24 protein-coding genes are annotated in these 22,359 nt (G+C 70.1%); 8 read left to right on the top strand and 16 right to left on the bottom strand.

Features of this window, described 5'->3' with window-relative positions:
- Window positions 1-4: 4 nt before the first annotated feature.
- Window positions 5-274, bottom strand: coding sequence for a DUF2277 domain-containing protein (locus Aco03nite_RS29820; RefSeq protein ID WP_203800739.1), 270 nt, complete (start codon window positions 272-274; stop codon window positions 5-7).
- Between the two features lie 134 nt (window positions 275-408).
- Window positions 409-2,385 (bottom strand): elongation factor G, encoded by a 1,977-nt coding sequence (locus tag Aco03nite_RS29825; RefSeq protein ID WP_203800607.1) that lies wholly within the window; start codon window positions 2,383-2,385, stop codon window positions 409-411.
- Between the two features lie 205 nt (window positions 2,386-2,590).
- Between Aco03nite_RS29825 and Aco03nite_RS29830 the strand changes: the two genes are divergently transcribed.
- Together Aco03nite_RS29830 and Aco03nite_RS29835 are read left to right on the top strand one after the other, a co-directional pair.
- Entirely contained in the window at window positions 2,591-3,049 is a 459-nt protein-coding gene (locus tag Aco03nite_RS29830; protein ID WP_203800610.1) for a hypothetical protein, read from the top strand.
- A gap of 66 nt (window positions 3,050-3,115) precedes the next feature.
- Window positions 3,116-3,313 carry a hypothetical protein gene (locus tag Aco03nite_RS29835; RefSeq protein WP_203800613.1) on the top strand — a complete coding sequence of 66 codons (198 nt, stop codon included), beginning with the start codon at window positions 3,116-3,118 and terminating at the stop codon, window positions 3,311-3,313.
- A 3-nt stretch (window positions 3,314-3,316) separates the two neighbouring features.
- Here Aco03nite_RS29835 and Aco03nite_RS29840 read toward each other — a convergent pair whose 3' ends face one another.
- Complete coding sequence (locus Aco03nite_RS29840; protein ID WP_203800616.1) at window positions 3,317-4,081, bottom strand: PaaX family transcriptional regulator C-terminal domain-containing protein; 765 nt, start codon at window positions 4,079-4,081, stop codon at window positions 3,317-3,319.
- A 288-nt stretch (window positions 4,082-4,369) separates the two neighbouring features.
- Between Aco03nite_RS29840 and Aco03nite_RS29845 the strand changes: the two genes are divergently transcribed.
- Window positions 4,370-5,377, top strand: a complete 1,008-nt coding sequence (locus Aco03nite_RS29845) for an alpha/beta hydrolase family protein (RefSeq protein ID WP_203800618.1) — start codon at window positions 4,370-4,372, stop codon at window positions 5,375-5,377.
- Between the two features lie 100 nt (window positions 5,378-5,477).
- Entirely contained in the window at window positions 5,478-5,927 is a 450-nt protein-coding gene (locus Aco03nite_RS29850) for a hemerythrin domain-containing protein (RefSeq protein WP_203800622.1), read from the top strand.
- Between the two features lie 11 nt (window positions 5,928-5,938).
- Here the strand turns inward: Aco03nite_RS29850 and Aco03nite_RS29855 are convergent, their stop codons facing one another.
- The 3 genes from Aco03nite_RS29855 to Aco03nite_RS29865 form a co-directional block, all read right to left on the bottom strand.
- On the bottom strand, window positions 5,939-6,766 hold the full coding sequence (locus Aco03nite_RS29855; RefSeq protein ID WP_203800626.1) for a CPBP family intramembrane glutamic endopeptidase: 828 nt from the start codon (window positions 6,764-6,766) through the stop codon (window positions 5,939-5,941).
- 78 nt (window positions 6,767-6,844) lie between these two features.
- A complete protein-coding gene (locus Aco03nite_RS29860; RefSeq protein WP_203800629.1) occupies window positions 6,845-7,501 on the bottom strand; it encodes a response regulator in 657 nt (218 codons plus the stop codon).
- The gene (locus Aco03nite_RS29865; RefSeq protein ID WP_239145538.1) at window positions 7,498-8,790 is read right to left on the bottom strand and encodes a sensor histidine kinase; all 1,293 of its coding nucleotides are present in this window, start codon (window positions 8,788-8,790) and stop codon (window positions 7,498-7,500) included. The genes Aco03nite_RS29860 and Aco03nite_RS29865 overlap by 4 nt, the downstream gene beginning before the upstream one ends.
- A 182-nt stretch (window positions 8,791-8,972) precedes the next feature.
- On the opposite strand from Aco03nite_RS29865, the gene Aco03nite_RS29870 reads away from it, so the two are divergent.
- Window positions 8,973-9,761 carry a carbonic anhydrase gene (locus tag Aco03nite_RS29870; RefSeq protein ID WP_239145539.1) on the top strand — a complete coding sequence of 263 codons (789 nt, stop codon included), beginning with the start codon at window positions 8,973-8,975 and terminating at the stop codon, window positions 9,759-9,761.
- A 162-nt stretch (window positions 9,762-9,923) separates the two neighbouring features.
- On the opposite strand, the gene Aco03nite_RS29875 is transcribed toward Aco03nite_RS29870, so the two are convergent.
- On the bottom strand, window positions 9,924-10,091 hold the full coding sequence (locus Aco03nite_RS29875) for a hypothetical protein (RefSeq protein ID WP_203800635.1): 168 nt from the start codon (window positions 10,089-10,091) through the stop codon (window positions 9,924-9,926).
- Complete coding sequence (locus Aco03nite_RS29880; protein ID WP_239145540.1) at window positions 10,091-11,092, bottom strand: serine hydrolase; 1,002 nt, start codon at window positions 11,090-11,092, stop codon at window positions 10,091-10,093. The genes Aco03nite_RS29875 and Aco03nite_RS29880 overlap by 1 nt, the downstream gene beginning before the upstream one ends.
- A 155-nt stretch (window positions 11,093-11,247) precedes the next feature.
- On the opposite strand from Aco03nite_RS29880, the gene Aco03nite_RS29885 reads away from it, so the two are divergent.
- Window positions 11,248-13,905: a TIM-barrel domain-containing protein gene (locus Aco03nite_RS29885; protein ID WP_203800641.1), complete on the top strand. Its 2,658-nt coding sequence runs from the start codon at window positions 11,248-11,250 to the stop codon at window positions 13,903-13,905.
- On the opposite strand, the gene Aco03nite_RS29890 is transcribed toward Aco03nite_RS29885, so the two are convergent.
- Together Aco03nite_RS29890 and Aco03nite_RS29895 are read right to left on the bottom strand one after the other, a co-directional pair.
- Window positions 13,895-14,965: a sensor histidine kinase gene (locus tag Aco03nite_RS29890; protein WP_203800643.1), complete on the bottom strand. Its 1,071-nt coding sequence runs from the start codon at window positions 14,963-14,965 to the stop codon at window positions 13,895-13,897. The genes Aco03nite_RS29885 and Aco03nite_RS29890 overlap by 11 nt on opposite strands.
- Window positions 14,962-15,621: a response regulator transcription factor gene (locus Aco03nite_RS29895; protein ID WP_203800646.1), complete on the bottom strand. Its 660-nt coding sequence runs from the start codon at window positions 15,619-15,621 to the stop codon at window positions 14,962-14,964. Before Aco03nite_RS29895 ends, Aco03nite_RS29890 begins: the two co-directional genes overlap by 4 nt.
- A gap of 141 nt (window positions 15,622-15,762) precedes the next feature.
- On the opposite strand from Aco03nite_RS29895, the gene Aco03nite_RS29900 reads away from it, so the two are divergent.
- Window positions 15,763-16,680 (top strand): S1 family peptidase, encoded by a 918-nt coding sequence (locus Aco03nite_RS29900; protein WP_373872643.1) that lies wholly within the window; start codon window positions 15,763-15,765, stop codon window positions 16,678-16,680.
- On the opposite strand, the gene Aco03nite_RS29905 is transcribed toward Aco03nite_RS29900, so the two are convergent.
- A complete protein-coding gene (locus Aco03nite_RS29905) occupies window positions 16,652-17,056 on the bottom strand; it encodes an SRPBCC family protein (protein ID WP_203800652.1) in 405 nt (134 codons plus the stop codon). The two genes, Aco03nite_RS29900 and Aco03nite_RS29905, sit on opposite strands and share 29 nt — an antisense overlap.
- A 75-nt stretch (window positions 17,057-17,131) precedes the next feature.
- On the opposite strand from Aco03nite_RS29905, the gene Aco03nite_RS29910 reads away from it, so the two are divergent.
- Window positions 17,132-17,545 (top strand): VOC family protein, encoded by a 414-nt coding sequence (locus Aco03nite_RS29910; RefSeq protein WP_203800654.1) that lies wholly within the window; start codon window positions 17,132-17,134, stop codon window positions 17,543-17,545.
- 6 nt (window positions 17,546-17,551) lie between these two features.
- On the opposite strand, the gene Aco03nite_RS29915 is transcribed toward Aco03nite_RS29910, so the two are convergent.
- The 5 genes from Aco03nite_RS29915 to Aco03nite_RS29935 are packed head-to-tail and all read right to left on the bottom strand — an operon-like array spanning window position 17,552 to window position 22,359.
- On the bottom strand, window positions 17,552-18,499 hold the full coding sequence (locus Aco03nite_RS29915; RefSeq protein WP_203800656.1) for a class I mannose-6-phosphate isomerase: 948 nt from the start codon (window positions 18,497-18,499) through the stop codon (window positions 17,552-17,554).
- Complete coding sequence (locus Aco03nite_RS29920) at window positions 18,496-19,707, bottom strand: ADP-dependent glucokinase/phosphofructokinase (RefSeq protein WP_203800658.1); 1,212 nt, start codon at window positions 19,705-19,707, stop codon at window positions 18,496-18,498. Before Aco03nite_RS29920 ends, Aco03nite_RS29915 begins: the two co-directional genes overlap by 4 nt.
- 1 nt (window position 19,708) lies before the next feature.
- Complete coding sequence (locus Aco03nite_RS29925; protein ID WP_203800660.1) at window positions 19,709-20,572, bottom strand: ketose-bisphosphate aldolase; 864 nt, start codon at window positions 20,570-20,572, stop codon at window positions 19,709-19,711.
- 35 nt (window positions 20,573-20,607) lie between these two features.
- Window positions 20,608-21,450, bottom strand: a complete 843-nt coding sequence (locus tag Aco03nite_RS29930) for a carbohydrate ABC transporter permease (RefSeq protein WP_203800662.1) — start codon at window positions 21,448-21,450, stop codon at window positions 20,608-20,610.
- Between the two features lie 3 nt (window positions 21,451-21,453).
- Entirely contained in the window at window positions 21,454-22,359 is a 906-nt protein-coding gene (locus tag Aco03nite_RS29935; protein WP_203800664.1) for a carbohydrate ABC transporter permease, read from the bottom strand.

Consider the following 22,359-nt stretch of genomic DNA (forward strand, 5'->3'; position numbering starts at 1 on the left):
GCGTCTACCCCCGGTTGCGCGCCTCGAACCGGGCCCGCGCCTTCACCGCCTCCTCCTCCCGGTTCTTCGGCGGCGCGTTGGTGACCAGCGCGGCGAGCAGCTCCGCGGTGGCCGCGGTCACCGCGGCCACCGCCGCATCGAAGGCCGCCTGATTGGCCTGCGAGGGCTTGGTCGTCCCGGCGATCTTCCGCACGTACTGCAGCGCGGCGGCGTGCACCTCGTCCTCCGTCGCCGGCGGCTCGAAGTTGTGCAGCTGATGGATGCTCCGGCACATGTGATCCCCCTCGACGGCAGACACCTCACGAACTCGTCCACCCTACGATCCCGCACCGCCCGGATCCGGCGACACGGAGGCCGGGCCGGCTCTGGTCCGGAGCCCGGCGTGCCCCCGAGGGCTGGTGGCCGGTGTCAGCGGGGCACCGCGCGAAAGTACTCCTCGCGGCACGCCGGGTCGGGACCGCGCCGGGGCAGGGTCGGCGGGTGGGCGGTCGGGACCGGGGCGTAGTGGTCGAAGTGGGTGGTCAGGACCGCCTCGCCGCCGGTCAGGTCCGGGAGGGCGGCCACCAGTGCCGGGATCCGGGCCGACGGCAGGGTTCCGGCCACCTCCAGGTAACCGCCCGCCACCGTGGTGTCGTCGATGAGGGCGCCGGAACGGCCCAGCAGCGCGGTCACCGCGTCGGCCACGTATTCGGGAAGGTTCACGTCGAAACGCTCCACCGGCTCGCACACCCGGGTGCCCGCCTCCCGCAGCGCCGCGGCCACCACCACCTGGCCCAGATTGCGGAAATCGGCGGCGATCGTCGAGATCGACTTGTCGAACTTCTGGTGCGGGCGGCTCTGCCGGGGCCAGTACTGCGACGACGTCATGCTGATCACGCAGTCGGTGACCGGCCAGCCGAACCGGCCCTGCCGCAGCCCGGCCCGTGCGCCCTCCTCGGCGGCGGACACGAACGCCGCCGGCAGCCGCCCGGGTTCCAGGCCGGGCCGGAACTCGATGCCGTGCCCGACCGGCGCCGCCTCGATCCGCAGACCGAGCCCGGCCAGGTACGGGTTGCCGCGCTCCTTGACACGTTCGGAAGCCTTGCCGGTCCCGGCGACCCGTTCGATGCAGGCGGTGAGGGTGCCGGAGAACCGGACCTCGACGCCGTACCGCTCGGCCAGCAGTGCCGCGATCACCTCCTTCTGCACCTCGCCGTGCAGCCGGATGACCGCTTCCGATCGCATCTCGTCGAGTCGAAGATCGACCAGCGGGTCCTCGTCGGCGAGTTCGGCGAGCCCGGCGAACAGGGCCAGCCGCCGGGCCGGGTCGACCGGTTCGACGGTGGCCTGCCGGGTCGGCGGCGGGAAGGCGTACAACGAGCGCCGGGGCGGCTCGCCGACGTGCTGGCCGATCCGCGCGGACAGGCCGCGGACGGCGACGATCTGACCGGCCGACGCGGACTGTCGCACCCGCACACCGTCGGGTTCGCTGACCGCGATCTGGGTCACCGTCTGGGGACGGCCCGCGCCGATCGTCACCCGGTCGCGCACCCGGAGACTGCCCGACCACAGGCGCACCCAGGCCCGGCGGCCCTGCCCGTCACGATCGACGGCGAACACCGTGCCGGCGGCAGGGGCAACAGGAGAGGCGGCCGGAGCCTCCGGAGCAGCGGAGCGCGGCAGCAGATCGGCCAGGAAACGGCGGAGCTGGGGCACACCGGCGCCGGTGATCGCCGAACCGCACACGACCGGGCTGAGGTCACCGCACCGGACCGCACGGCGGACGGCACGCCGCACGTCACGGATCCGGGCCGGCTCACCGTTCACCCACCGTACGGCGACCAAGTCGTTGATCTCCGCAGTTGCTTCGACGATCGGCTCGGCGTCCAGTGCGAGCGCCCGCACCCGGGCCTCCCGGTCACCCTGGCCGGTGACCGTGGTGAGCACGACCGGACGGGTGCCGAGGCGACGGCGGATCTGGTCGGCCACCCGGTCCACGTCGGCGCCCCGGCGGTCCACCTTGTTCACGAAGAACAGGGTGGGCACACCGATCCGGCGCAGCGCCCGCCAGATCGCGACGGTCTGCGGCTGGACACCCTCCACGGCCGACACCACCAGCACGGCGGCGTCGAGCACGGCGAGCGACCGCTCCACCTCGGCGATGAAGTCCGGGTGGCCCGGGGTGTCGAGGAGGTTGACGGTGAGGTCACCGAGACGGATCGAGGTGACGGCGGCCCGGATGGTGATGCCGCGCTGCCGCTCGAGGTCCATCGAGTCGGTGCGGGTGGTGCCGTCGTCGACGCTGCCGGGGCGCGAGACCGCTCCGGCCTCGAACAGCAGCCGCTCGGTCAGGCTGGTCTTGCCGGCGTCAACATGGGCGACGATTCCGAGGTTCAACAATGACAAAGCAGGTCTCCACGGTCAGACGGGTCGGGGTCCGGAGCGTGGAAGCTGCTCGCATGGTCTCTCCTCGGATCGGATGACAGGTCTACGGCCCACCCTGGCACCGCACCCGCCACTCCGCCACCGATTTTCCACTCGGGCGTTCTCGTGTCACCGGTCGCCGCGAGAACGCCCTGAGCAGGGCATGTGCGGGCCTAGCCTGATGGGCATGTCGTTCGTCCCCGCCCGAGACGGCCGTAAGCACCGCGACGCCGCGAACCGGGCTCCCGCCATCCCCGACCGGATCGAGGACCTGCACGGCAACAGCCTCGGGGTCCTCGAGGTGCCACATCACATGGCCGCCGGGCATCCCAGCCGTCGCCGCTACGAGCTGGACGATCCGGCCCAGTTACGGCACGCGTACGAGCAGGTGCTGTGCGAGGCCGCCGGCCCGCGTGAGGTGGAGGACCTGATCAACCCGGGCACGTTGCGCCGGGTGTGGCGGGACCTGCATCTGCCGGTCCGGATCCGGGAGGCCTGGGAGACCCAGCATCCGGGGCTGCGCCGGACCGTCAACCGCACCAAGCCCGGGTCCGCCGAGATCCTCACCCGGTCCGGCAGCTCGCGGCCGGCGGCTCCCGGTTTCGCCCGCCGCGGCCGGAAGCAGATCGCTCGCGCGATATCGTGATTCATCGATAGGACCCCTCCCGGGAAAACGCATTCCTGGGGGGGACGACGCAGGAATCTCCTGGCCGTGGTAACCACTGTGGCACTGTCCCTGCGCACACCACCGGGTACACCGGCGCGGCCGATCCTGTCGACAGCAGAGGCCGCGCCGGTCCAGAGCACCGGCCGCCCGTTCCTCGCCTCGGTCTCCCCCGGTCGAGACCTCGACGACGTCGACTTCAACCGCCTTTTCGAGTACGCCGACAACGGCCCGAGATCCCGCTGACCCTCACGAGACGTCGTAGTTCTCGAACAGCCGGTGGCCCCCGGTCTTTCGCAGCGCCGCCCACCTGTCACGGAAGGCCGCCCGGGCCGTCGCCGGTGGCCAGTTCTCGGGCAGCAGTTCGCGAGGGAGCAGTGGGTCGGGGACCATCGCGTGGTCGAACGCGGCGGCCAGCTCCAGTGCCCGGCGCAACGACTCGATCCGGCCGGTGGGGGGCGGCTGGGCGCTGAGCAGGGCCAGTCGCTCGTACCGGAGAGCGATCTCGTCCAGCGGCCACAGTCGCGCGGCCAACTCCGGCGGGTGGTGGACGCCCTCGTGGCGCAGGTCCCTGGTGCTCGCGGTCCACGCGCCCTCCGGCACGTCGGCGAAACCGTCGGGGCTGACGTACACGCCGGGGTGCAGGGGTGCGCCGCCGAGACGGAGCAGGTTCCGGCGTACCGCATCGCGTCTGGCTCTCTCGCTCTCCGGAACCGTGAAGACGACCAGGTGCCACCATCCGTCCCAGGGGTGCTCCCCGGCGTCACGCCGGTAGGCGAACCGGACGAACTCCGGGTCGTGCCGCCCGGCCTCGCCGACGTGCCGCAGCACTCCGGCCCGCCCGCGGCCCTCCTGCACCCAGTCGCCGCCCGCGACCAGCCGGCGGATCGTCAGGCGCATCGGCTGGTCGGCGATCCCGAGCGCGTTCCCCACGTCGTAGACCTCGGCCAGCGCGGCGGTCCGGTCCGCCCGGAGCAGACCCTCCACCACGAACCGGCTCGTCACCTCGGTCACGACGGCACCTCCCCGACCATCCCCGTGCCGGACCCGAAGCCACCGTAGAGCCACCCGATCACCCCGGTCCCGGCGCCCCGACCTGGCGCCTCGGGACGAGCGACGATGCCGTGGAGCGGCAATTCGCCCCGCCGAGGGGGCCGGGCGAGGGGTAATGGAGCCAGGGCTCGCGGCCCGAAGCTCCGGAACGGCGCACGCACCGTCGTCGCGCCCAGCACCCGGCCGGGATCCGGGACTCGTCTGCATAACCTATCGTTCGAGAAACGGTCGTTGGCGAAAGGATAGATCATGCGGCGGTGGGTTGTCTTTCTCGGTGCGGTGCTGCTCGTCGTCGCGGGGCTCGGCGGGCTCGCCGTGTGGGGCAACGACTTCGCGATGAAGGAGGAGGCGATCACCCTGATCGGGCCGGACGGGGCGCTCGACGGGGTGCTGGTGCTGCCGGAGAAACAGAGCGCGGCGGTTCCGGCGGTGGTGTTCGTGCACGGCGACGGCGCGGTCGACGCCACCCACGACGGGCTGTACCGGCCGCAGTTCGAGGCGCTAGCGAAAGCCGGCGTGGCCTCGGTGTCGTGGAGCAAACCCGGAGTCGGCGAATCCGACGGCGACTGGCTGAAACAGGATCAGGCCGACCGGGCCCGGGAGACCGCCGCCGTGGTGAAGGCGCTGCGGCAGCGGGCCGAGATCGACCCCGACCGGATCGGGCTGTGGGGCGCCAGCCAGGGCGGATGGGTGGTGCCCGCGGTCGCGGCGGCGGATCACCGGATCGGATTCGTGATCGCGGTCTCGCCGGCGATCAACTGGATGCGGCAGGGCGAGTTCAACCTGACCGCCACGCTCGCCCACGACGGCGCCGACCAGGGCACCCGCACCGAGGCGCTGGCCGCCCGGGACCGGGTGGACCGGGTGCTGTCCGGCAGTCGCAGCTACGACGACTACCTGCTGGCCCAGCCGTACGGCGAGGTGATGAGCCGGGCCCGGTGGGACTTCGTGCTGCGCAACTTCCGGTCCGACGCCACCCCGGCGCTGCACGACCTGGCCAAGGCGAAGACACCGGTGCTGCTGTTGCTGGCCGGGAACGACCGCAACGTGGACGCGCACGAGACCGAGAAGACGTACCAGAAAATCTTGGGAGAGAAACAGCTTTCGGTACGCTGGTTCGCCGACGCCAACCACTCGATGGTCCGCTCCGAGGTGGAGGACAACCGGGCCCGGTTGTGGCTCACCGCGATCTTCCGGCCCCGTGACCTGATGGTGCCCGGCTACGTGGAGGCGATGGCCGGGTTCGCGGTGCGGTAGGGTCGGGTCAGCGTCGCGTACCGGTGGCAGGCCGTGTCAGGTATGGAGGCGCCGAATTCGAAGGAGACCGGCGTGCTGTCGTCGCGACCTTCGTCCGCGCGTGTCTGAGCGCGAGACGACCAGGCTGGTGGCCTGGAGTCATGAGATGCGCCAGGTGCATTCCCGCCTGCGCCGGGCCCTGGCCCTCGTCCAGGACGATCACGCCGTCCTCGACGAGCTGCTGCTGTACTGCCGGGGCTTCTGCACGGCCCTCGACGGCCATCACCGCGGCGAGGACCACACGCTGTTCCCGGCGATCGCCGCCGCCCACCCGGAGTTACGCCCGGTGTTGCGAAAACTGGAACAGGACCACTCCATGATCGGGTATCTGATCGGCGCCCTGAACCACGCCGTCCATAACAACGCCGACCCGGACGAGCTGCGCCGGCACATCGACGGCATCGGCGCGATCATGGAGAGCCACTTCCGCTACGAGGAACGCCAGATCCTCGGAGTCCTGGAAACCCTGAACCTGGACGCCGATCCGGCCGAGGCCCTGGGTCCGCTCTGACGCCGTTTTGATCAGCCGATGGTGGTGGGCTCGGCCGCCGGGCGGGTGCGGAGGTTGCCGCGGCGGCGGGCCAGGCGGAGGAACCACCAGAAAGCGGCCAGGTTCACCAGGACCGCGAAGATGCTGGCCTCCGGGCCGAACGCGCCGCCGGTCAGGATCGCCGGGCCGTCGAAGACGCCGTTCAGCAGGCCGGGGGCGCCGTCGCCGGAGCCGGAGACCTCGACGCCGAACAGGCCGCCCTCGGCGAAGTTCCAGCCCAGGTGCAGGCCGATCGGCACCCACAGGGCGCGGGTCGCGACGTAGGCGGCGGCCACCATCAGGCCGGCGGCGATGATCGCCAGGGCGCCGCCGATCGCGGTCGGGTCGTTGACCAGGTGCAGCAGGCCGAACACCGCCGCTGAGACGGCCATCGCGAACCAGGTGCCGCGCCGGTCCTCGACCATCCGGAACAGCAGGCCGCGGAACAGCACCTCCTCGACCGTCGCCACCGCCATCATGAGACCGAAAACGGACAGCATGCCGCCGAACGAGCCCCAGCCGTCGATGCCGAAACCACCGAAGATCGCGATCAGCAGGACGGTGGTGGTGAACAGACCGATGCCGCCGAGCGTTCCCCGGGCCAGGGCACCCCAACGGCCCTTCTTCGGTACGTCGTCCGGGTTCCGCCCCTCGAGACGGCGCGAGGCCCACCCGTACAGGAGAATGGTCGCGACCGCGCCCAGGAAGCCTGCCGCGAGTGACAGGATCGCGCTGCCCGACATGGCGCCGATCAGCGAGACCATCGCGATGTCGAGGATCAGGAAGAGCGGGAGGAGCAGAAAAGGCCGGATCGATGTCATGAGTACGAATCTAGGAACTCACGCATCGACTCTCATCGCCCCGCGGTGGACACCCGGGGTGGCTCCCGCGAGGGATGGTCACGCGACAAGCCCGGTCTGGTAGGCGAGGATCACCGCCTGCACGCGGTCCCGCAGGTCCAGTTTGGTGAGGATCCGGGAGACGTAGGTCTTCACCGTCTCGTGGCTGATCACCAGGGACGCGGCGATCTCGGCGTTCGACAGCCCCTCGGCGATCAGCCGGAACACCTCCGCCTCGCGTGCGGTCAACGCCGCCAGCTTCTGATCGTTTCCGGACTTCGTCGGCCGCAGCCGGTCACCGAACCGGCCGACGAGGCCTTTCGTGACGGCGGGCGCCAGCAGTGAGTCGCCACGCGCCACCGTGCGGATGCCCTCGATCAGCTCGGCCGGCTGGGCGTCCTTGAGCAGGAAGCCGCTAGCGCCGGCGCGGAGTGCCTCGTAGACGTAGCCGTCCAGGTTGAACGTGGTCACCACCAGCACCCGGACCGGCTGCTCGACACCGGGGCCGGCCAGCCGGCGGGTCGCCTCGATGCCGTCCAGCACCGGCATCCGGATGTCCATCACCACCACGTCCGGGCGCAGCCGCGACGCCTGGCGGACGGCGGCCTCCCCGTCCGACGCCTCGCCGACCACCTCGATGTCCGGCTGCAGACCGAAAACGGTCACGAACCCGGCCCGGATCAGCGCCTGATCGTCACAGACCAGCACCCGGATCACGAGGCGCCCTCCACAGCGTTCGCCGTGGCGCTTCCCGCGGTGTCCGTCGTGGCGTTCCCCGCGGCATTCGTCGTGGCGTTCCCCGCGGCGTTCGACGTGGCGACCCCCGCGGCATTCGTCGTGGCATTCCCCGCGGCGTTCGACGTGGCGATCCCCGCGGCATTCGTCGTGGCGTTCCCCGCGGCTGGGAGGAAGACGCGTACCGCGAAATCGTCGCCGGAGCCACGGCCGGCATCGAACGTACCGCCGAAGATCTTGACTCTTTCGCCGAGGCCGGTCAGGCCGCGACCGGGCCGCACCGCCCCGCGCAGCGAACCCTCGGTGACCACCTCGATCTCGGTGCCCGTGCCACCGTGCCGCACCCGCACCCGGGTGGGCCGGCCGCGCGCGTGTTTCATCGCGTTCGTCAGGCCCTCCTGGACCACCCGGTGCACCGCCAGCCCGAGCCCACCTTCCGGCCCGGGCCCGCCCTCCTCGCTGAACTCGACCGGCTGACCCGCGCGGCGGATGCGTTCCACCAGGTCGGCGAGGCGCCCCTGGGCCGGTTCGGACGACAGATCCCCGCTTTCCAGTACGCCCAGCAACCGCCGCAATTCGGTCAGCGCCTCCCGCCCGGCCCCGCTGACCGCGGCGACCGCTTCCCCGGCCCGTTCCGGCTGCGGCCCGATCAGGAACCCGGCCGTGTCGGCCTGCACCACCATCGCGGTCACGTGATGGGTGACGACGTCGTGCAGTTCCCGGGCGATGCCGGCCCGTTCGGCGGTGATCGCCGCGCCCACCACGGCCTGCCGTTTGCGCTGCTCCTCGACCTGCCGCGACCGCACCCAGGCACCGGCCCCGGCACTGGCGGCGAGCACCGCCCCGAAGGTGAGGAAGTCGACCGGCCGTTCGGCCGCGCCGCGCAGGTGCAACGTCACGGCCAGCCCGGCGTAGACGCCGGTGGCGACGACCGCCGTGGTCCGGCGGAACCGGTCCTGGTGTGCGCCCGCACTGTAGAGCGCCACCAGCAGCGCCATCCCCGCGACCGTCGGCGGGTAGCCGATCACCTGATGGGCGACGAACGCGCTACCGACGAGGGCCAGACAGATCGCCGGCCAGCGTCGCCGCAGGGTCAGCCCACCGGCCTGGACCAGCAGCAGCGCCAGGCTGACCGCATCGTCGGGCCGAAGGTGGAGTTCGCCGATCTCCAGCCCGAGCTCCGCGACTCCCGGCACAAACGCCGCCACGATCAGCGACACCGCCCCGGCAGCGTCCCTGATCAGCGGATCCAGCCCTCTCCACCAACGCACGCGGGCAGCGTAGTCGCGCAAACCCACCCACCCCGAACCGCATCCCAAGGTCACGCACGGTCCGCACCTCACCACAAGCCCGACCCTCGACCCAGTCCCCTTCCTGGCGGCCCTCATGACGGCCTTCCGGGTGACGGCGATCGAGAGGATGATCCGACCGTTGTCAATATTGAGGAGCCTCGATGATCAACTCATCCCTCCGCCGGCGCGCGCTGTTCACCGCCGGCGGGGCCGCCATCGGTTCGATCGCGGCCGGTGCGGTGCGAACCGCCCCCGCCTCGGCAGCCCTCCCGGGCGCCGCCGGTCCCGCAGCCTCGCGCGGCGCCTCTTCTGGTGCCTCTACCGGTGCCTCTCCCATGACCAAGCCGACCACGACCCCGACCACGGCTCCGGCTCCGGCTCCGACCACGGCGCACACCGCGGTGAAGGCGCTGCTCGACGGCAACCGCCGGTTCGTCAGCGGTCGCGCGCGGCATCCGCATCAGACGGTGGACCGGTTGCACGAGGTGGCGGCCGGCCAGCATCCGTTCGCGGTGCTGCTCGGCTGCGCCGATTCCCGGGTGTCCCCCGAGCTGCTGTTCGATCAGGGCATCGGCGACCTGTTCGACGACCGGGTGGCCGGCAACATCGTCGACGATCTGCTGCTGGGCAGCATGGAGTACGCGGTCGAGGAGTTCCGTCCCCCGATCCTGCTGGTGCTGGGCCACGAACGCTGCGGCGCGATATCGGCGACCCTGAACGCGATCACGACCGGCACCACCGCCCCAGGCCACATCCAGTCGATCGTGGACACCCTGACCCCGATCGTCGAACCGTTCGTGACCGACCCGGACGGCGTGGAGAAAGCGGTCCGCGCCAACGTCCTCGCCCAGGTGGCCGCCCTGAAGTCCCGCAGCGACATCATCCGCGAGCACACCACCGTCGTCGGCGCCCGCTACGACCTGGACACCGGCCTGGTGACGATCCTGTAAGCCAGACGACCTGAATACCGGCCCGGCGACGTTCCGGTAAGCAAGGCGAGCTGGACACCGGTGTGGTGACGATCCAGTAAGGCAGGCGGCCTGGACCCCGGCCCGGTGACGATCCGGTGAACCGCGCGGCGTGCTCCCGGCGGCCGGGAGCACACCGCCCGATCACTTGTCTCGGCGGCTGCGGGCCAGCAGGACCAGAGCGGCGGAACCGAACGGCGCTCCCACCAGCAGCAGGGCCAGCGGCCACGGCTTGTCCAGCACCAGGATGCCGAAGGCCAGGCACGCGACGCCCACCAGCAGCAGGGCGAGCGCCTCGGTCCGGAAAGACATCAGCCGCCGTTGACCGGGGCGAACGGCTTCGGCAGGGTGCGCGGCAGCGACGAACCGCTGCGGGCCGTCGACAGGGTCGCCGGGACGGCCGGCAGGTTGTCGAACAGGGTGCGGCCGATCTTGGCGTGGGCCTCGACGGCCGGGTGGGTGGCCCCGTAGTTCTCCGGCTCGCCCAGTCCTTCGGCGAACATCGCGTACGTCAGCAGGGGCAGTCCGTCGGCGCTGAACATGATGCCGGCCTCGTGGCGGGACTCGCCGAGGTCGTTGAAGTCGGCGCCGTACTTGGTGGCGACCCGCTCCCGCTCCTTGGACGACATGACCCGGCGGACACCGTCGTGGTAGCCGTTCAGCCACCGGGTGATGCTCAGCAGGAAGTCGCAGGACGACGGGCTGAGCAGTGTCTTGGTGGCGAGCCGCCAGAGCATGTCGTGGGTTTCGCGCGGGGTGGTGGTGCCGAGGTAGAAGCGGTTCGGGTTGGCGACCGGCTCGACCCGGGTGTGGGTCCAGCCCTTGGCGGCGAGGATCTGGTTGATCTCCAGGGCGGGCACCACCCGGCCGCACATGCGGACCGCGGTGTTGTCGGAGACCAGCAGCATCGCGGTGAGGAAGTTGGCGACGGTGATGTCGTCGCCCCACACCCGGTGCAGGTGGTAGATGCCGGAGCCGCCGAGGATGATGCCGGCCGGCAGGTCCAGTTTGGTGCCGAGGGTCAGCTCACCACGGTCGATCTTGTCCATGACGGCGGTGGCGACGAAGAGCTTCTGAACGCTGTACCCGTAGGTGACGTGGTCGGCGTCGTCCTCGACGATCGGCGCGATGGCACCGGTCGAGTCGAGGGCCGCGATGTGGGTGTGCCACACGCCGCCGGCCTTCTTCTTCTCCTTGTTGTAGACCTTGGTGATGGCGGCGTTTCCGGTCACCGCGGCCTGGGCGGGACTGCTCACTCCGGCTCCGGCGACAGCGGCTGCGGCACCGAGCCCGAGGGCGGCGCGACGGGACATGCTGCTGGACAAAGCTCCCCCTATGTGGATGGACAGTCGATCCTGCGGGAAGGTACACCACATCCGCACATGCAGATGGGTCATTGACTTCGGTTACCCGTGGATGACAGCTTGATCATCGTCAGGTTTCTTACCAGATCGATGAGGTACACCCCGTGCGCCAGCGCATAATCCGGGGGCTCGCCGTATCCGCGGCCCTCCTCCTGGTCACACCGGTCGCCCCGGCACAGGCCGCGTCCCGCGACGTGATCTCCGGCAACGCCCGCTTCCAGGTCCTCTCCCCCACCCTGATCCGCACCGAGTACTCCCCGACCGGGAGGTTCACGAACGCGGACACGTTCAACGTCATCGGCCGGGACGACTTCAAGCGCACCCGCTTCACGTCGACGATCTCGCGCGGCTGGCTGACCATCGACACCGGCGCGGCGACGGTGCGGTACCGGGTCGGTTCCGGTCAGTTCACCGAGGACAATCTGTCGGTACGGGTGAAGAACACGACCGCCTCCCCCTGGACCGGCGGTCCCGTCTGCACGCCTGGCGCGCTGTGCGAGGCCGAGTCGCTGACACTCGACGGCCCGAGTGTGGCCACCGACCACCGGGACTTCACCGGGCGTGGTTTCGCCGCCGGTTTCGAGGGCACCGGCGCCGCGGTGAGGTTCGCCGTCACCGCGGCGACCCCGGGCGCCCGGCAGCTGACCGTCCGCTATGCCAACAGCACCGGCGGCGACGGCCAGAACGTGGCCCGCACCCTGTCGGTGACCGTGGACGGCACCGTCGCGGGCACCCTGACCCTGCCGCCGACCGGCAACTGGGACACCTGGGGTCTCGCCTCGCTGCCGCTGCCGCTGAGCGCCGGGCGGCACGACGTCAGCCTGGTCCGCACCGCCACCGACTCGGGCAACGTGAACGTGGACAGCCTGGCCGTGGTCGAGCCGGGCGCCGGTTATCCCGCGCCGACCCCGCCGGCTCCGGTGCCGTGTGTGTTCGGGACGCTGTGCGAGGCGGAGACCGGGCAGTTCACCGGCCGGGCGAAGCTCGCCGACGACCACAACGGTCACTCGGGTGACGGTTTCCTGGCCGGGCTGGAGGGCACCGGCGACGGGGCCGCCTTCACCGTGACCGGGGTGCCCGCCGCCGGCACCTATCAGGTGCAGCTGCGGTACGCGAACGGCCCGGCCGGCAACGCGCCCCTGCAGGCGCGCACGGTCTCGGTCGGAACGGCCACCGCCACCCTGGCACCGACCAGCGGCTGGGACTTCTGGCGTACCCAAGCGGTGAAGGTGTCTTTGAAGGCCGGCACCAACACGGTCGCCCTGGGCTGTCCCACGGCGGAGTCCTGCCACGTCAACGTGGACACGATCGCGGTGACCGCCGAGAAGGCGGCGCTGCTGTCCCCGCACGCGCCGCTCGGTGGTTACCGGCGTGGCCTGGACAACGTCGACGGGGGCGCCCGCACCTACGCCGGGCTGCTCTACCAGGACGGCTGGTCGCTGCTCGACGACTCCCACTACTCGCCCGGCACCGGCCAGGACGGGTACGTCTTCGCCTACAGCACGGATTACCGGCACGCGCTGCGGGAGCTGTCGGTGCTGACCGGGCCGACGAAGCTGCTGCCGAAGTGGGCTTACGGCGTCTGGTACTCGGAGTACATCGACCGCACCGCCGCCGAGTTCGACGGCATCGTGGCGAAGTTCAAGGCCGAGGGTGTGCCGCTGGACGTGCTGGTGGTGGACACCGATTTCAAGGCGCCGGACAAGTGGAACGGCTGGTCGGTCGACACCACCCGCTTCCCGGACTGGAACGCCTTCGCCGCTCGGCTCAAGAAGCAGGGCGTCCACACCGGGCTGAACATCCACCCGAGCATCTCCGAGTCGGATCCGCTCTTCGCGAAGGCGCAGGAGATCGCCAAGGGCAAGCTCACCCCGTCCAGTCGCGGTCATGTCTTCGACTTCGACGACCCGGACCAGCTCAAGGCCTATTTCTGGCTGCACGAACAGATGGGCGCGAACCTGGACTTCTGGTGGCTGGACTGGTGCTGCGACGCCTCCCGCGGCTCGGACGCGCTGATCAACAAGGAGTACGCCGACCGGACCGGCTTCGCGTTCTCCCGCGCCTACGGAGCGCTGCAGACCGGCGGTTACGCCAACCCCGGCCCGGTCGCCGGCGGGCCGTGGGCCGACAAGCGGACCACCCTGCACTTCACCGGGGACACCATCGCCAACTGGGCGACCCTGCGCTTCACCGTCGGTTACACCCCCGGTGAGTCGGCGGCCACCGGTCTGGCGGCGGTCAGCCACGACATCGGCGGCCACACCGGCGGCCTGCAGGAGCCCGGCGCCGAACCGGGCACCACCAAACTGCCCGACGATCTTTACGCCAGGTGGGTGCAGGCGGGCACCTTCCAGCCGATCGACCGGCTGCACTCCAACCACAGCGACCGGATGCCGTGGCAGTACGGCCCGGCCGCGCAGGCGTCGGCGAAGAAGTTCCTGAACCTGCGCAAGAAGCTGCAGAACTACACCTACGCCGCGGCGGCCGAGGCCACCCGCACCGGCACGCCGATCGTGCGGGCCATGTATCTGGCCTACCCGAACGAGCAGGAGGCCTACGCCACGGCGGGCAGCCAGTACCTTTACGGCCCGGACTTCCTGGTCGCCCCGGTGACCACACCGGGCACGACCGCGGCCACCACGGTGTGGTTCCCGCCGGGCGACACCTGGCAGGACTACTTCACCGGCAAGCGATACCGGGGCGGCACCACCGCCACGATCACCACGGGCCTGGACACCATGCCGGTCTTCGTCAGGCGCTGACGCCCGGCAGGGCGACCTCCACCGTCAGGCCGTCCCGGCCGGTGGAGGTCGCCGTGATCAGGCCGTCGTGGGCCTGGGTGATCGACCGGGCGATGGACAGCCCCAGCCCAGCCCCGCCGCTGTGGTCGATGCGGGTGCCCGCGAGCCGCCGGAACGGCTCGAACAGGGCGGCCACCTCCTCCGGCGGCACGTCCTCACCGGTGTTCACGACGACCAGCGCCGGGTCCACGCCGACCCGGACGTCGACCGTACCGCCGGGCCTGTTGTATTTGATCGCGTTCTGCACCAGGTTGGTGACCAGGCGTTCCAGCAGGATCCGCTCGCCGGGGACCAGCCGTGGCTCCAGTTCGCTGGTCACCGTCACGCCCGCCTCGGCGGCCCGGCTCCGGTGCGCGCGCAGCACGTCGGCGGTGATCTCGTCGAGCCGCAACGGGGTGCGGGCGACCAGCCCGCGGTCGCTCTCGCTGAGCACCAGCAGGCCCTCGATCAGGCGCTCGTTGCGCACGTTGGTGTCCAGCAACTGCTCGGTGAGCAGGGCGAGCTGCTCGGCGGTCAGCTCCTCGGCCATGCTCACCTCGATCAGGGCACGCTGCACCGCGAGCGGGGTGCGCAACTCGTGCGAGGCGTCGGCGGCGAACCGGCGCTGCGCCTCGTACCCGACCGCGATCCGGTCCATCATCTCATCGATGCCGCGCCCGAGTTCGGCCAGTTCGTCCCGTCCGGGGCCGGGGCGCAGCCGGTGGCCGAGGTTCTGCGGGCCGACGGCGGCGATCACCGGGCCCAGGTCGCGCAGCGGGCGCAGCCCCCAGCGCACCAGCGGGTAGCAGAGTGCCAGGGCGAGGGCGAGCGCCAGCAGCAGCGCCACGGTCTCGGGGATGCTCGGGTAGATGTAGAGCAGTGTGCAGGGCAGTGAGGTGTTCTGGTCCGGGGCGAACAGCGTCGACGGGCAGTCCAGCGTGATCACGTTCCGGAGCAGGGTCATCAGCAGGTTCCGGATGGTCGGCACCGCCTGGGCGAGGACCAGCACGATCGCGCAGAGCAGCAGGAGCCGGCGTCTCATGCGCCCAGCCGGTATCCGGCCCGGCGGACCGTGTGCAGCAGCGGCGGATCGCCGAGCTTGCGCCGCAACGTCATCACCGTCATGCGTACCGTGTTGGTGAAGGGGTCGGCGTTCTCGTCCCAGGCCTGTTCGAGCAGTTCCTCGGAGCTGACGATCCGCCCGCCGGCCCGCATCAGCACGTGCAGGACGGCGAACTCCTTCGACGACAGCGACAGCACCTGCCCGTCGCGGGACACGGTGTGCCGGGTGCTGTCCAGCACGATCCCGTCCTGTTCCAGGACCGGCGGCAGCGCCGGGGCACTGCGCCGGGACAGCGCGAGCACCCGGGCGGCGAGTTCGGCGAACGCGAACGGCTTCGTCAGGTAGTCGTCGGCACCGAGCCCGAGCCCCTCGACCCGGTCGCGGATGCCGGCGGCGGCGGTCAGCAGCAGGATCTTGGTGGTGGCGCCGGAGTCGACGATCCACCGGCACAGCTCGTCCCCGGTGCGCCCCGGCATGTCCCGATCGAGGACGGCCACGTCATAACGGTTGACACCCAGACGGTCAAAGGCTGCTTCGCCGTCGTACGCCACATCGACGGCCATCGAGAGCCGCCGCAGGCCCTGGGCCACCGTGTCGGCCAACAGTCGTTCGTCGTCGGCCACCAGCACGCGCATTCGTCCCCTTTTCGACGGCTCCCCGTCGTTCAGGCTCGCACACCGTTCGTCAACGGTGGATAAGGACGGCGATGACGTTCCCCCGACGGTCCACCGGGAACCATCGATGCGTCCTGCCGATCGACCGTACGGATGGCCCCCTTGATCAAGAATCTCACGGTTCTCCTGGCCGTACTCGTGACCACGCTGGCCTTCCCCCGCCCCGCCGCGGCGATCGCCAACGGCGAGGACGCCCGGGACGGCGACTACCGGTTCTCGGTCCTGCTGACCATGACCGGCCTGCCCGCGGACGACGGCGGCACCCGGGACAGCTCTTGCTCCGGGGCCCTGATCGCACCGCGCTGGGTGATCACCGCCGGACACTGTTTCCGGGACGCCGACGGCCGCAAGGTGAGCCGGACCGTCGCCGAGAAGACCACCGCCGTCGTCGGCCGGTCCGACCTGTCCGGCACCGGCGGCCAGGAGGCGCAGGTGGTCGACGTCCACCAGGCCGACGACACCGACGTGGCCCTCGCGGAGTTGTCCGCCGACATCACCGGCATCACCCCGATCCGGCTGTCGGACACCCCGGCCGTCTCCGGCGAGACGCTGCGGCTGACCGGTTTCGGTCTGGTCACCGACGCGTCGGGCCTGGTCCCGGCGACCCGGATGCAGACCGGCCTGTTCACCGTGAACGCCGTCGGCGACACCCTGGTCGAGGCATCGGGCACCGCGCCGCGCCCGGACACCAGCCCGTGCCCGCACGACTCCGGCGGCCCGTACTTCCGCGAGACGCCCGGCGGCGAGCCGGCCCTGGTGGCGGTGGTCAGCACCGGCCCCGGCTGCCCGCACCCCGGCCCCGACTTCAGCGCGCGCGTCGACACCCTGGCCGGCTGGATCGCCGACACCACGTCGGACCGCCCCGGTTTCCCGTTCCTGCCCTTACCGTTTCTGATCGCGCTCCCGGCGGTGGCCCTCGCCCTGGTCGCGCTGCTGGTGTGGCAGTCCACCACCCGGCGGTCCACCGCCCGGCAGTCCGGCGCCCGGCGGTCTACCGCCCGGCTTCCAGGACGGCCTTGATCTCCTGGATCCCGATCTCGACCCGCGGCCGGACCAGGGCGGCGGCCGGGTGCGGGAGGACGTCGGTGGTCCAGACGAGGCGGCTGTGCTCACCGTCCTCGAAAACCTGAAAGGCCGCATGATGGTACGTCAGGGGAAGGCGCTGCCCATCGGTGACGGTGTAGGCCATCCGCCGCAGCTCATGGTCGACGGCGAGAACGAGCTCCCGGACCAGATGCCCGTCCGGCATGGTCAGAACCCGGACGTCCCCGTCCATGACGACGTCGGCAACCCGCCCCGGCAACATCCGCCGGTGCACGTTCCCCACGTCCGAGACGGCGTCCCAGACCACCGCAGCCGAAGCCGCAACCCCGACCGCCACACTGACAGTTGCCACGATTCCCCCGTTCGATGCGGTACCGGAGGACCATAACGGACCGATTCTGACCGCAATCGTGGGCAGGCTGGGGGCATGACTCCTGATCGCTCGGGTTCCCGCATCGACCACCTCAACGTCGCCGTCCCGGACCTGGCGGCCGCGGTCGCCTTCTACGAACCGGTGCTGGCCGCCATCGGCATCACGAAGATGCTGCAGATCCCGCCGAACGCCAGGCCCCACCAGCCGACCGCGATGACGGGTTTCGGCCTGGCCGGGGTGAAGCCCTACTTCTGGCTCATCGACGGCGGCACGGTCGGCTCCAACATGCACCTGGCCTTCACGGTGGAGACCCGAGAAGCGGTGACCGATTTCCACCACGCGGCCCTGAAAGCCGGAGCCACCGACCTGCACCCACCGGCGGTACACCCCGAATACCACGACGACTACTACGGAGCCTTCGTCCTCGACCCACACGGCATCAACCTGGAAGCCGTCTGCCACCACTGACGACTGTCAGAGGGCTCCGGTCAGGTGGATCAGTTCGAGGTCGCCGTAGAGGCGTGCCGGGCCGGACTCGTACGGGATGAGCAGGGTTTCTCCGGTCTTGATCTTCAGGCCTTCGGTGGGGGTGGTCAGGCGGCCCCGGCCGGAGACGGCCACCGCGATCGCGAAGGACTGCGGGACCAGGTCGCCTCCCCGGTAGCGGGTGGCGCGGAAGAACGGGTCTGCGGAGTCGGGTAGGAGGTGGTCGGTGCCTTTCAGGGTTTCGAGGCGGGTGGGGGTCCAGGCGGTGCGGTCCACGCACTGCAGGGCCAGGTCGTAGCCCAGGCCCAGGTGGCCTCCGGTCAGGGCGAAGCCCTCGTACTCCAGCAGGACCGAGAAGTCTGTCGGCTCCTGGACCTCCACCAGGAGGATTCCGTCGCCGATGGCGTGTGGCACCCCGGCGGGGCACAGGATGGCGTCGCCGGCGGACACCGGGATGCGGTTGGTGGCGGCCAGCATCTCGGTGGTCTGCTGGGCTGCCACCCAACCCGCCAGCTCCTCCGGCTCCACGTCCCGGGCGAAACCCAGGTGGACGTAGGCGTCCGGTCTGGCGTCCACGATCACCCAGGCCTCGGTTTTTCCGTACGGGCTGGCCAGATGGTCCGTGGCGAAACGCCGGTCGGGGTGTACGTGCAGGGGCAGTCGCTGGCCGGCGTCCAGGAGTTTCACCAGCACACCGGTGTCGTCGCGGCCGGGGCCCAGCCAGCGGGCGGGTTCGGCGGCTATCGCGTCGGTCAGCAGGATTCCGTCGGGCAGGGTGGTCAGGCCGGACGGGTGCAGGTCGTGGCGGGCGGTGGTGGAGCCGACCCAGTCCTCGGGGCGGTCGGGCAGACCCTCCTCACCACGGAACGCGGCTATCCGGCCGGCACCGGAGTAGAAGGTCTCGGGCTGGTTGGCCGGCAGTTTCAGGATGCTCACGGGGTCTCCTCCGACGATGACCGGGCCACGGCTGTCAGGAAGCCGCCGACAAAAGTGTCGCCCAGGCCGACCGTGGTGGGGTTCCGGACGTCCAGGGCGAATGCCGGGACACAGTGGACCCGGCTGCCCAGCAGCTGCTCCAGATCTGCCGCGAACGTGACCGATGCGGATCGGCGTGGGCGGCTGCGCAGCTCGGCCACGTCGGCGTCGGTGAAGTCGTCGCCGTGGCCGTAGCGGACGGCTGCCGTCACGGTGCCCAGGTCCAGGGCGATGGCCCAGGTCACGGCATGGTCGCCGTACGCCAGGGCCCAGTACTTGGTGTGCAGCACCAGCGTCGGCGCGGGGATCAGCGTGGACAGCTCGGCCAGGGCGTCGGCGATGTCCGTGGGCGAGAGCAGGTCCACCGTACGGCCGAGGTGGTTCTGCATCTCGTCCTCGTTGAGCCCGTAGACGTCGATCGTGTCCAGCAGCGCCGAACGGACCCGGCTGCTGAAGGCCGGCTCGTGGTAGGCGGCGTCCTCGAAGTAGGTCACCGCCCCGGCCGGCAGGTGCAGCATGTGCGCGCGCAGCCGGGCCATCCGCTTGTCGAGTTCGTCCCGGTCGCGCATGGCGTTGAAGCCGGAGATCAGGAAGACGTGGGCGCCGGCGAGCCGCGGCCCGAGTTCGTCGGTGAGCAGCATGGCGCTGTTGGCCGGGTCGTTGACGTAGATCAGGCGGTTCGGGAAGGGCGCGGTGACGTCGATGTCACCGGCCCGGACGTGCAGGCCCCGGTCGTACTGGACGATCAGGTGCGGGTAGGTGGTGTCCTCGGTGCCGCTGTTGATCCACTCGGTGCCGGCCGGCAGCAGGCGCCGGAACGTGTCGTTGACGCTGACCAGGTGCATCGTGGACGGCACACCCAGCCGGCTCATCAGGATTCCGGCCCGCACCGACGTGCCCCCGAGTGTCGCGCGGTGCGGGTAACGGTTGGCGAAACTTTCCAGGGCCGCGGCGGAGGCGACGTAGTGCTCGCCGCCGCCACCACGGGCCACGTAGGAGAGGATCGACACCACGAGGTCCCGTTCACTGGTCACCGCGGTCGGCGACGACAGCTCCGCGGCGGTGACGCCGTACTCGGTGACCAGTTGTTCCAGGACGCCGGCGGTCAGTCTCAGCTCGTAGTCGACACAGCCGCCGAGGCCCAGGACTACACGGGACGCGTCAGCCATCTCAGTACAGCGATGCCTTGCCGGCGGCGCCGAACAGCTCGATCTTGTGCGCGGCGACCACGTTCATCGCCTCGATGCAGGCCGGCTGGATGGCGTTGGGCTCGCGGGTCTTCGGGTCGTCGCCGAGGATCTCGCGCATCTTCTGGTGGTAGGCGACCTTGATGTCCGTCGAGATGTTGATCTTGTTGATGCCGATCCGGGCGGCCTCCCGGATCTCGTCGTCCGGGTTGTTCGAGCCGCCGTGCAGGACCAGCGGGATCTGCACCCGGCTCTTGATCTCCTTGAGCAGGTCCAGCTTCAGCTCCGGCTTGAGGTGCGCCGGGTAGAAGCCATGGAACGTGCCGATCGCGATCGCCAGGCTGTCCACGCCGGTCTGCTCGACGAAGGTGACCGCGTCGTCCGGGTCGGTGTAGATGATGGTGGCGGAGCCACCCTCGGCGTAGCTGTCGTTGGCGCCGATGGTGCCCAGCTCGCCCTCGACCGAGACGCCCAGGACGTGCGCCGCGTCGACGACCTTCCTGGAGATCGCCACGTTCTCGTCGAACGGCTTCATCGAGGCGTCGATCATCACCGAGGTGAAGCCGAACTGGAACGCCTCGAGCATCTGCTCGTAGGTGGCGCCGTGGTCCCAGTGGATCGCGATCGGCACGCTCGAGCGGTGGGCGCGCTCGGCGATCGCCTTGACCAGGTCGCGGCCGATGTGCGAGACCTCGTCCGGGTGGATCGCGACGAGCAGCGGAGCGTTCGTCTCCTCGCTGATCTCCACGATGCCCTTGAACATCGCCCAGTCGCTGATGTTGAAGGCGGGCACGGCGAAACCGTGCTCGTTGGCGACGTCGAGGATCGCCTTGCCGGTGGTCAGCATCTCGTGTTTCTCCTTGTTACTAGGGGTGTGCGGGGTCAGGCCTTGACGGCGCCGGCGGTCAGGCCGCCGATGAATCGCCGCTGGAAGATGAGGAACAGGACCAGGACGGGAATCGATCCGAGGATGCTCATCGCCATCATCTGGTTCCACTCGTACGAGTGCTGGCCCATCAGGAGCTGGATACCGATCGGGACGGTGCGCATCTCGTCGGTACGGGTCAGCGCCAGGGCGAACAGGTACTCGTTCCACGAGATCATGAAGGTGTAGACGCCGACCGCGATCAGCCCGGGAACCGAGATCGGCACCAGGATCCGCCACAGTGCGGTCCAGCCGTTGCCGCCGTCGACCTTGACGGACTCGTCGAGTTCCTTCGGCAGGGTGTTCAGATAGGCGGTGATCATGATGATCGCGTACGGCAGCGTGAACACCATGTGGGTGAGGATCAGTCCGGGATAGGTGTCGTACAGGCCGAGCGCGACGACGAGCCCGAAGTACGGGATGACCAGCGTGATCGGCGGCACCGCCTGGACGCTGACGATGACCGCGTTGATCGTCCTGGAGCCGGGGAACGTGAAGCGGCTGAACGCGTACCCGGCGAGAATGGCCACCAGCAGTGTCAGGACGGTGACCGAGCCGGCGACGATGTAGCTGTTGAGGAAGAACTGGAGCTGGGCCGGATCGGTCAGGATCGCGGTGTACGCGTCGAACGAGAAGCTGTCGGTGATCAGCTGCGGCGGGTTCTGGAACACCTCACCGTTGCTCTTCAGCGAGGTGGACAGCATCCACAGCACGGGCAGTGCGGCGAACAGCCCACCGAGCACGAGCCCGGTGATGACGCCGGCCTTGGCCAGGGTGCGGCGGGTCTGGACGGAGGCCATGTCTCACCGCTCCCGTTGTGAACGAACGTAGAAGAAGGCCAGGATCATGGTGAGGAGCAGGACGATCACCGCCGCGGCGGACGCCGTCGCGAACTCGTACTCGCTGAAGGCCTGTTTGTAGACGTACGTGCTGAGCATCTCGGTGGTGTTCAGCGGTCCGCCGCCGGTCGTCATCCAGATCAGCGCGAACTGCTGGGACGTCCAGATCAGGTCGAGCACCGCCATGCTGATGATCACCGGCTTGAGCTGCGGCAGGGTCACGTGCCGGAACCGCTGCCACCAGGTGGTGCCGTCGACCGAGGCGGCCTCGTACAGGTCGGCCGGGATGCCCTGCAGACCGGCCAGCAGGCTGATCATGAAGAACGGGTAGCCGGACCAGACGTTCACGAAGGTGACCGCCCAGAGCGCGATGTCCGGGTCGGAGAACCAGCCGATCCCCTCCTGGACCACACCGAGGGTCTGCAGGATGTAGTTGACGACGCCGGCCGGGTCGAGCAGCAGCCGCCAGATCACCGCGATGACCGCGATGGTGAACAGCCACGGGAGGATGTAGACGATCCGGAAGATCGCCTTGGTGACGCCACTGAGCAGCTTGGTGTTCAGCATCATCGCGAAGGTGAGCCCGAGGACCAGGTGCGCGACGGTGCTGACCGAGATGAAGATCGCGGTGTTCTTCAGCGCGGCGATGAAGTCGGGGTCGGTGAGGACCTTGGTGTAGTTGGCGAAACCGGCGAAGACCGGGTTCGCGGTGACGATCACGTTGTCCCGTAGCGAGTAGCTGATCACCATGACGATCGGGATGACCATCAGGACGAAGATCAGCAGCAGCGTCGGTGACAGGTAACCGAAGGGGATCAGGCTCCGGAGCCGGCCGGAACGGGGCACGGCGGGGGCGGCCTTCGTAGTCAT

Origin of the sequence: Actinoplanes couchii, assembly GCF_016862075.1 — a bacterium.
In the GTDB taxonomy this organism is placed as follows: Bacteria; Actinomycetota; Actinomycetes; order Mycobacteriales; family Micromonosporaceae; genus Actinoplanes; species Actinoplanes couchii.

What these genes read in the sequence shown, in the direction of transcription:
- Aco03nite_RS29870 (WP_239145539.1), top strand. Translation starts at nt 8,973, where the DNA reads ATGATCAACTCATCCCTCCGCCGGCGCGCGCTGTTCACCGCCGGCGGG.
- Aco03nite_RS29820 (WP_203800739.1), bottom strand. Translation starts at nt 274, where the DNA reads ATGTGCCGGAGCATCCATCAGCTGCACAACTTCGAGCCGCCGGCGACG.
- Aco03nite_RS29875 (WP_203800635.1), bottom strand. Translation starts at nt 10,091, where the DNA reads ATGTCTTTCCGGACCGAGGCGCTCGCCCTGCTGCTGGTGGGCGTCGCG.
- Aco03nite_RS29830 (WP_203800610.1), top strand. Translation starts at nt 2,591, where the DNA reads ATGTCGTTCGTCCCCGCCCGAGACGGCCGTAAGCACCGCGACGCCGCG.
- Aco03nite_RS29925 (WP_203800660.1), bottom strand. Translation starts at nt 20,572, where the DNA reads ATGCTGACCACCGGCAAGGCGATCCTCGACGTCGCCAACGAGCACGGT.
- Aco03nite_RS29910 (WP_203800654.1), top strand. Translation starts at nt 17,132, where the DNA reads ATGACTCCTGATCGCTCGGGTTCCCGCATCGACCACCTCAACGTCGCC.
- Aco03nite_RS29935 (WP_203800664.1), bottom strand. Translation starts at nt 22,359, where the DNA reads ATGACTACGAAGGCCGCCCCCGCCGTGCCCCGTTCCGGCCGGCTCCGG.
- Aco03nite_RS29845 (WP_203800618.1), top strand. Translation starts at nt 4,370, where the DNA reads ATGCGGCGGTGGGTTGTCTTTCTCGGTGCGGTGCTGCTCGTCGTCGCG.
- Aco03nite_RS29890 (WP_203800643.1), bottom strand. Translation starts at nt 14,965, where the DNA reads ATGAGACGCCGGCTCCTGCTGCTCTGCGCGATCGTGCTGGTCCTCGCC.
- Aco03nite_RS29920 (WP_203800658.1), bottom strand. Translation starts at nt 19,707, where the DNA reads ATGGCTGACGCGTCCCGTGTAGTCCTGGGCCTCGGCGGCTGTGTCGAC.
- Aco03nite_RS29895 (WP_203800646.1), bottom strand. Translation starts at nt 15,621, where the DNA reads ATGCGCGTGCTGGTGGCCGACGACGAACGACTGTTGGCCGACACGGTG.
- Aco03nite_RS29880 (WP_239145540.1), bottom strand. Translation starts at nt 11,092, where the DNA reads ATGTCCCGTCGCGCCGCCCTCGGGCTCGGTGCCGCAGCCGCTGTCGCC.
- Aco03nite_RS29930 (WP_203800662.1), bottom strand. Translation starts at nt 21,450, where the DNA reads ATGGCCTCCGTCCAGACCCGCCGCACCCTGGCCAAGGCCGGCGTCATC.
- Aco03nite_RS29855 (WP_203800626.1), bottom strand. Translation starts at nt 6,766, where the DNA reads ATGACATCGATCCGGCCTTTTCTGCTCCTCCCGCTCTTCCTGATCCTC.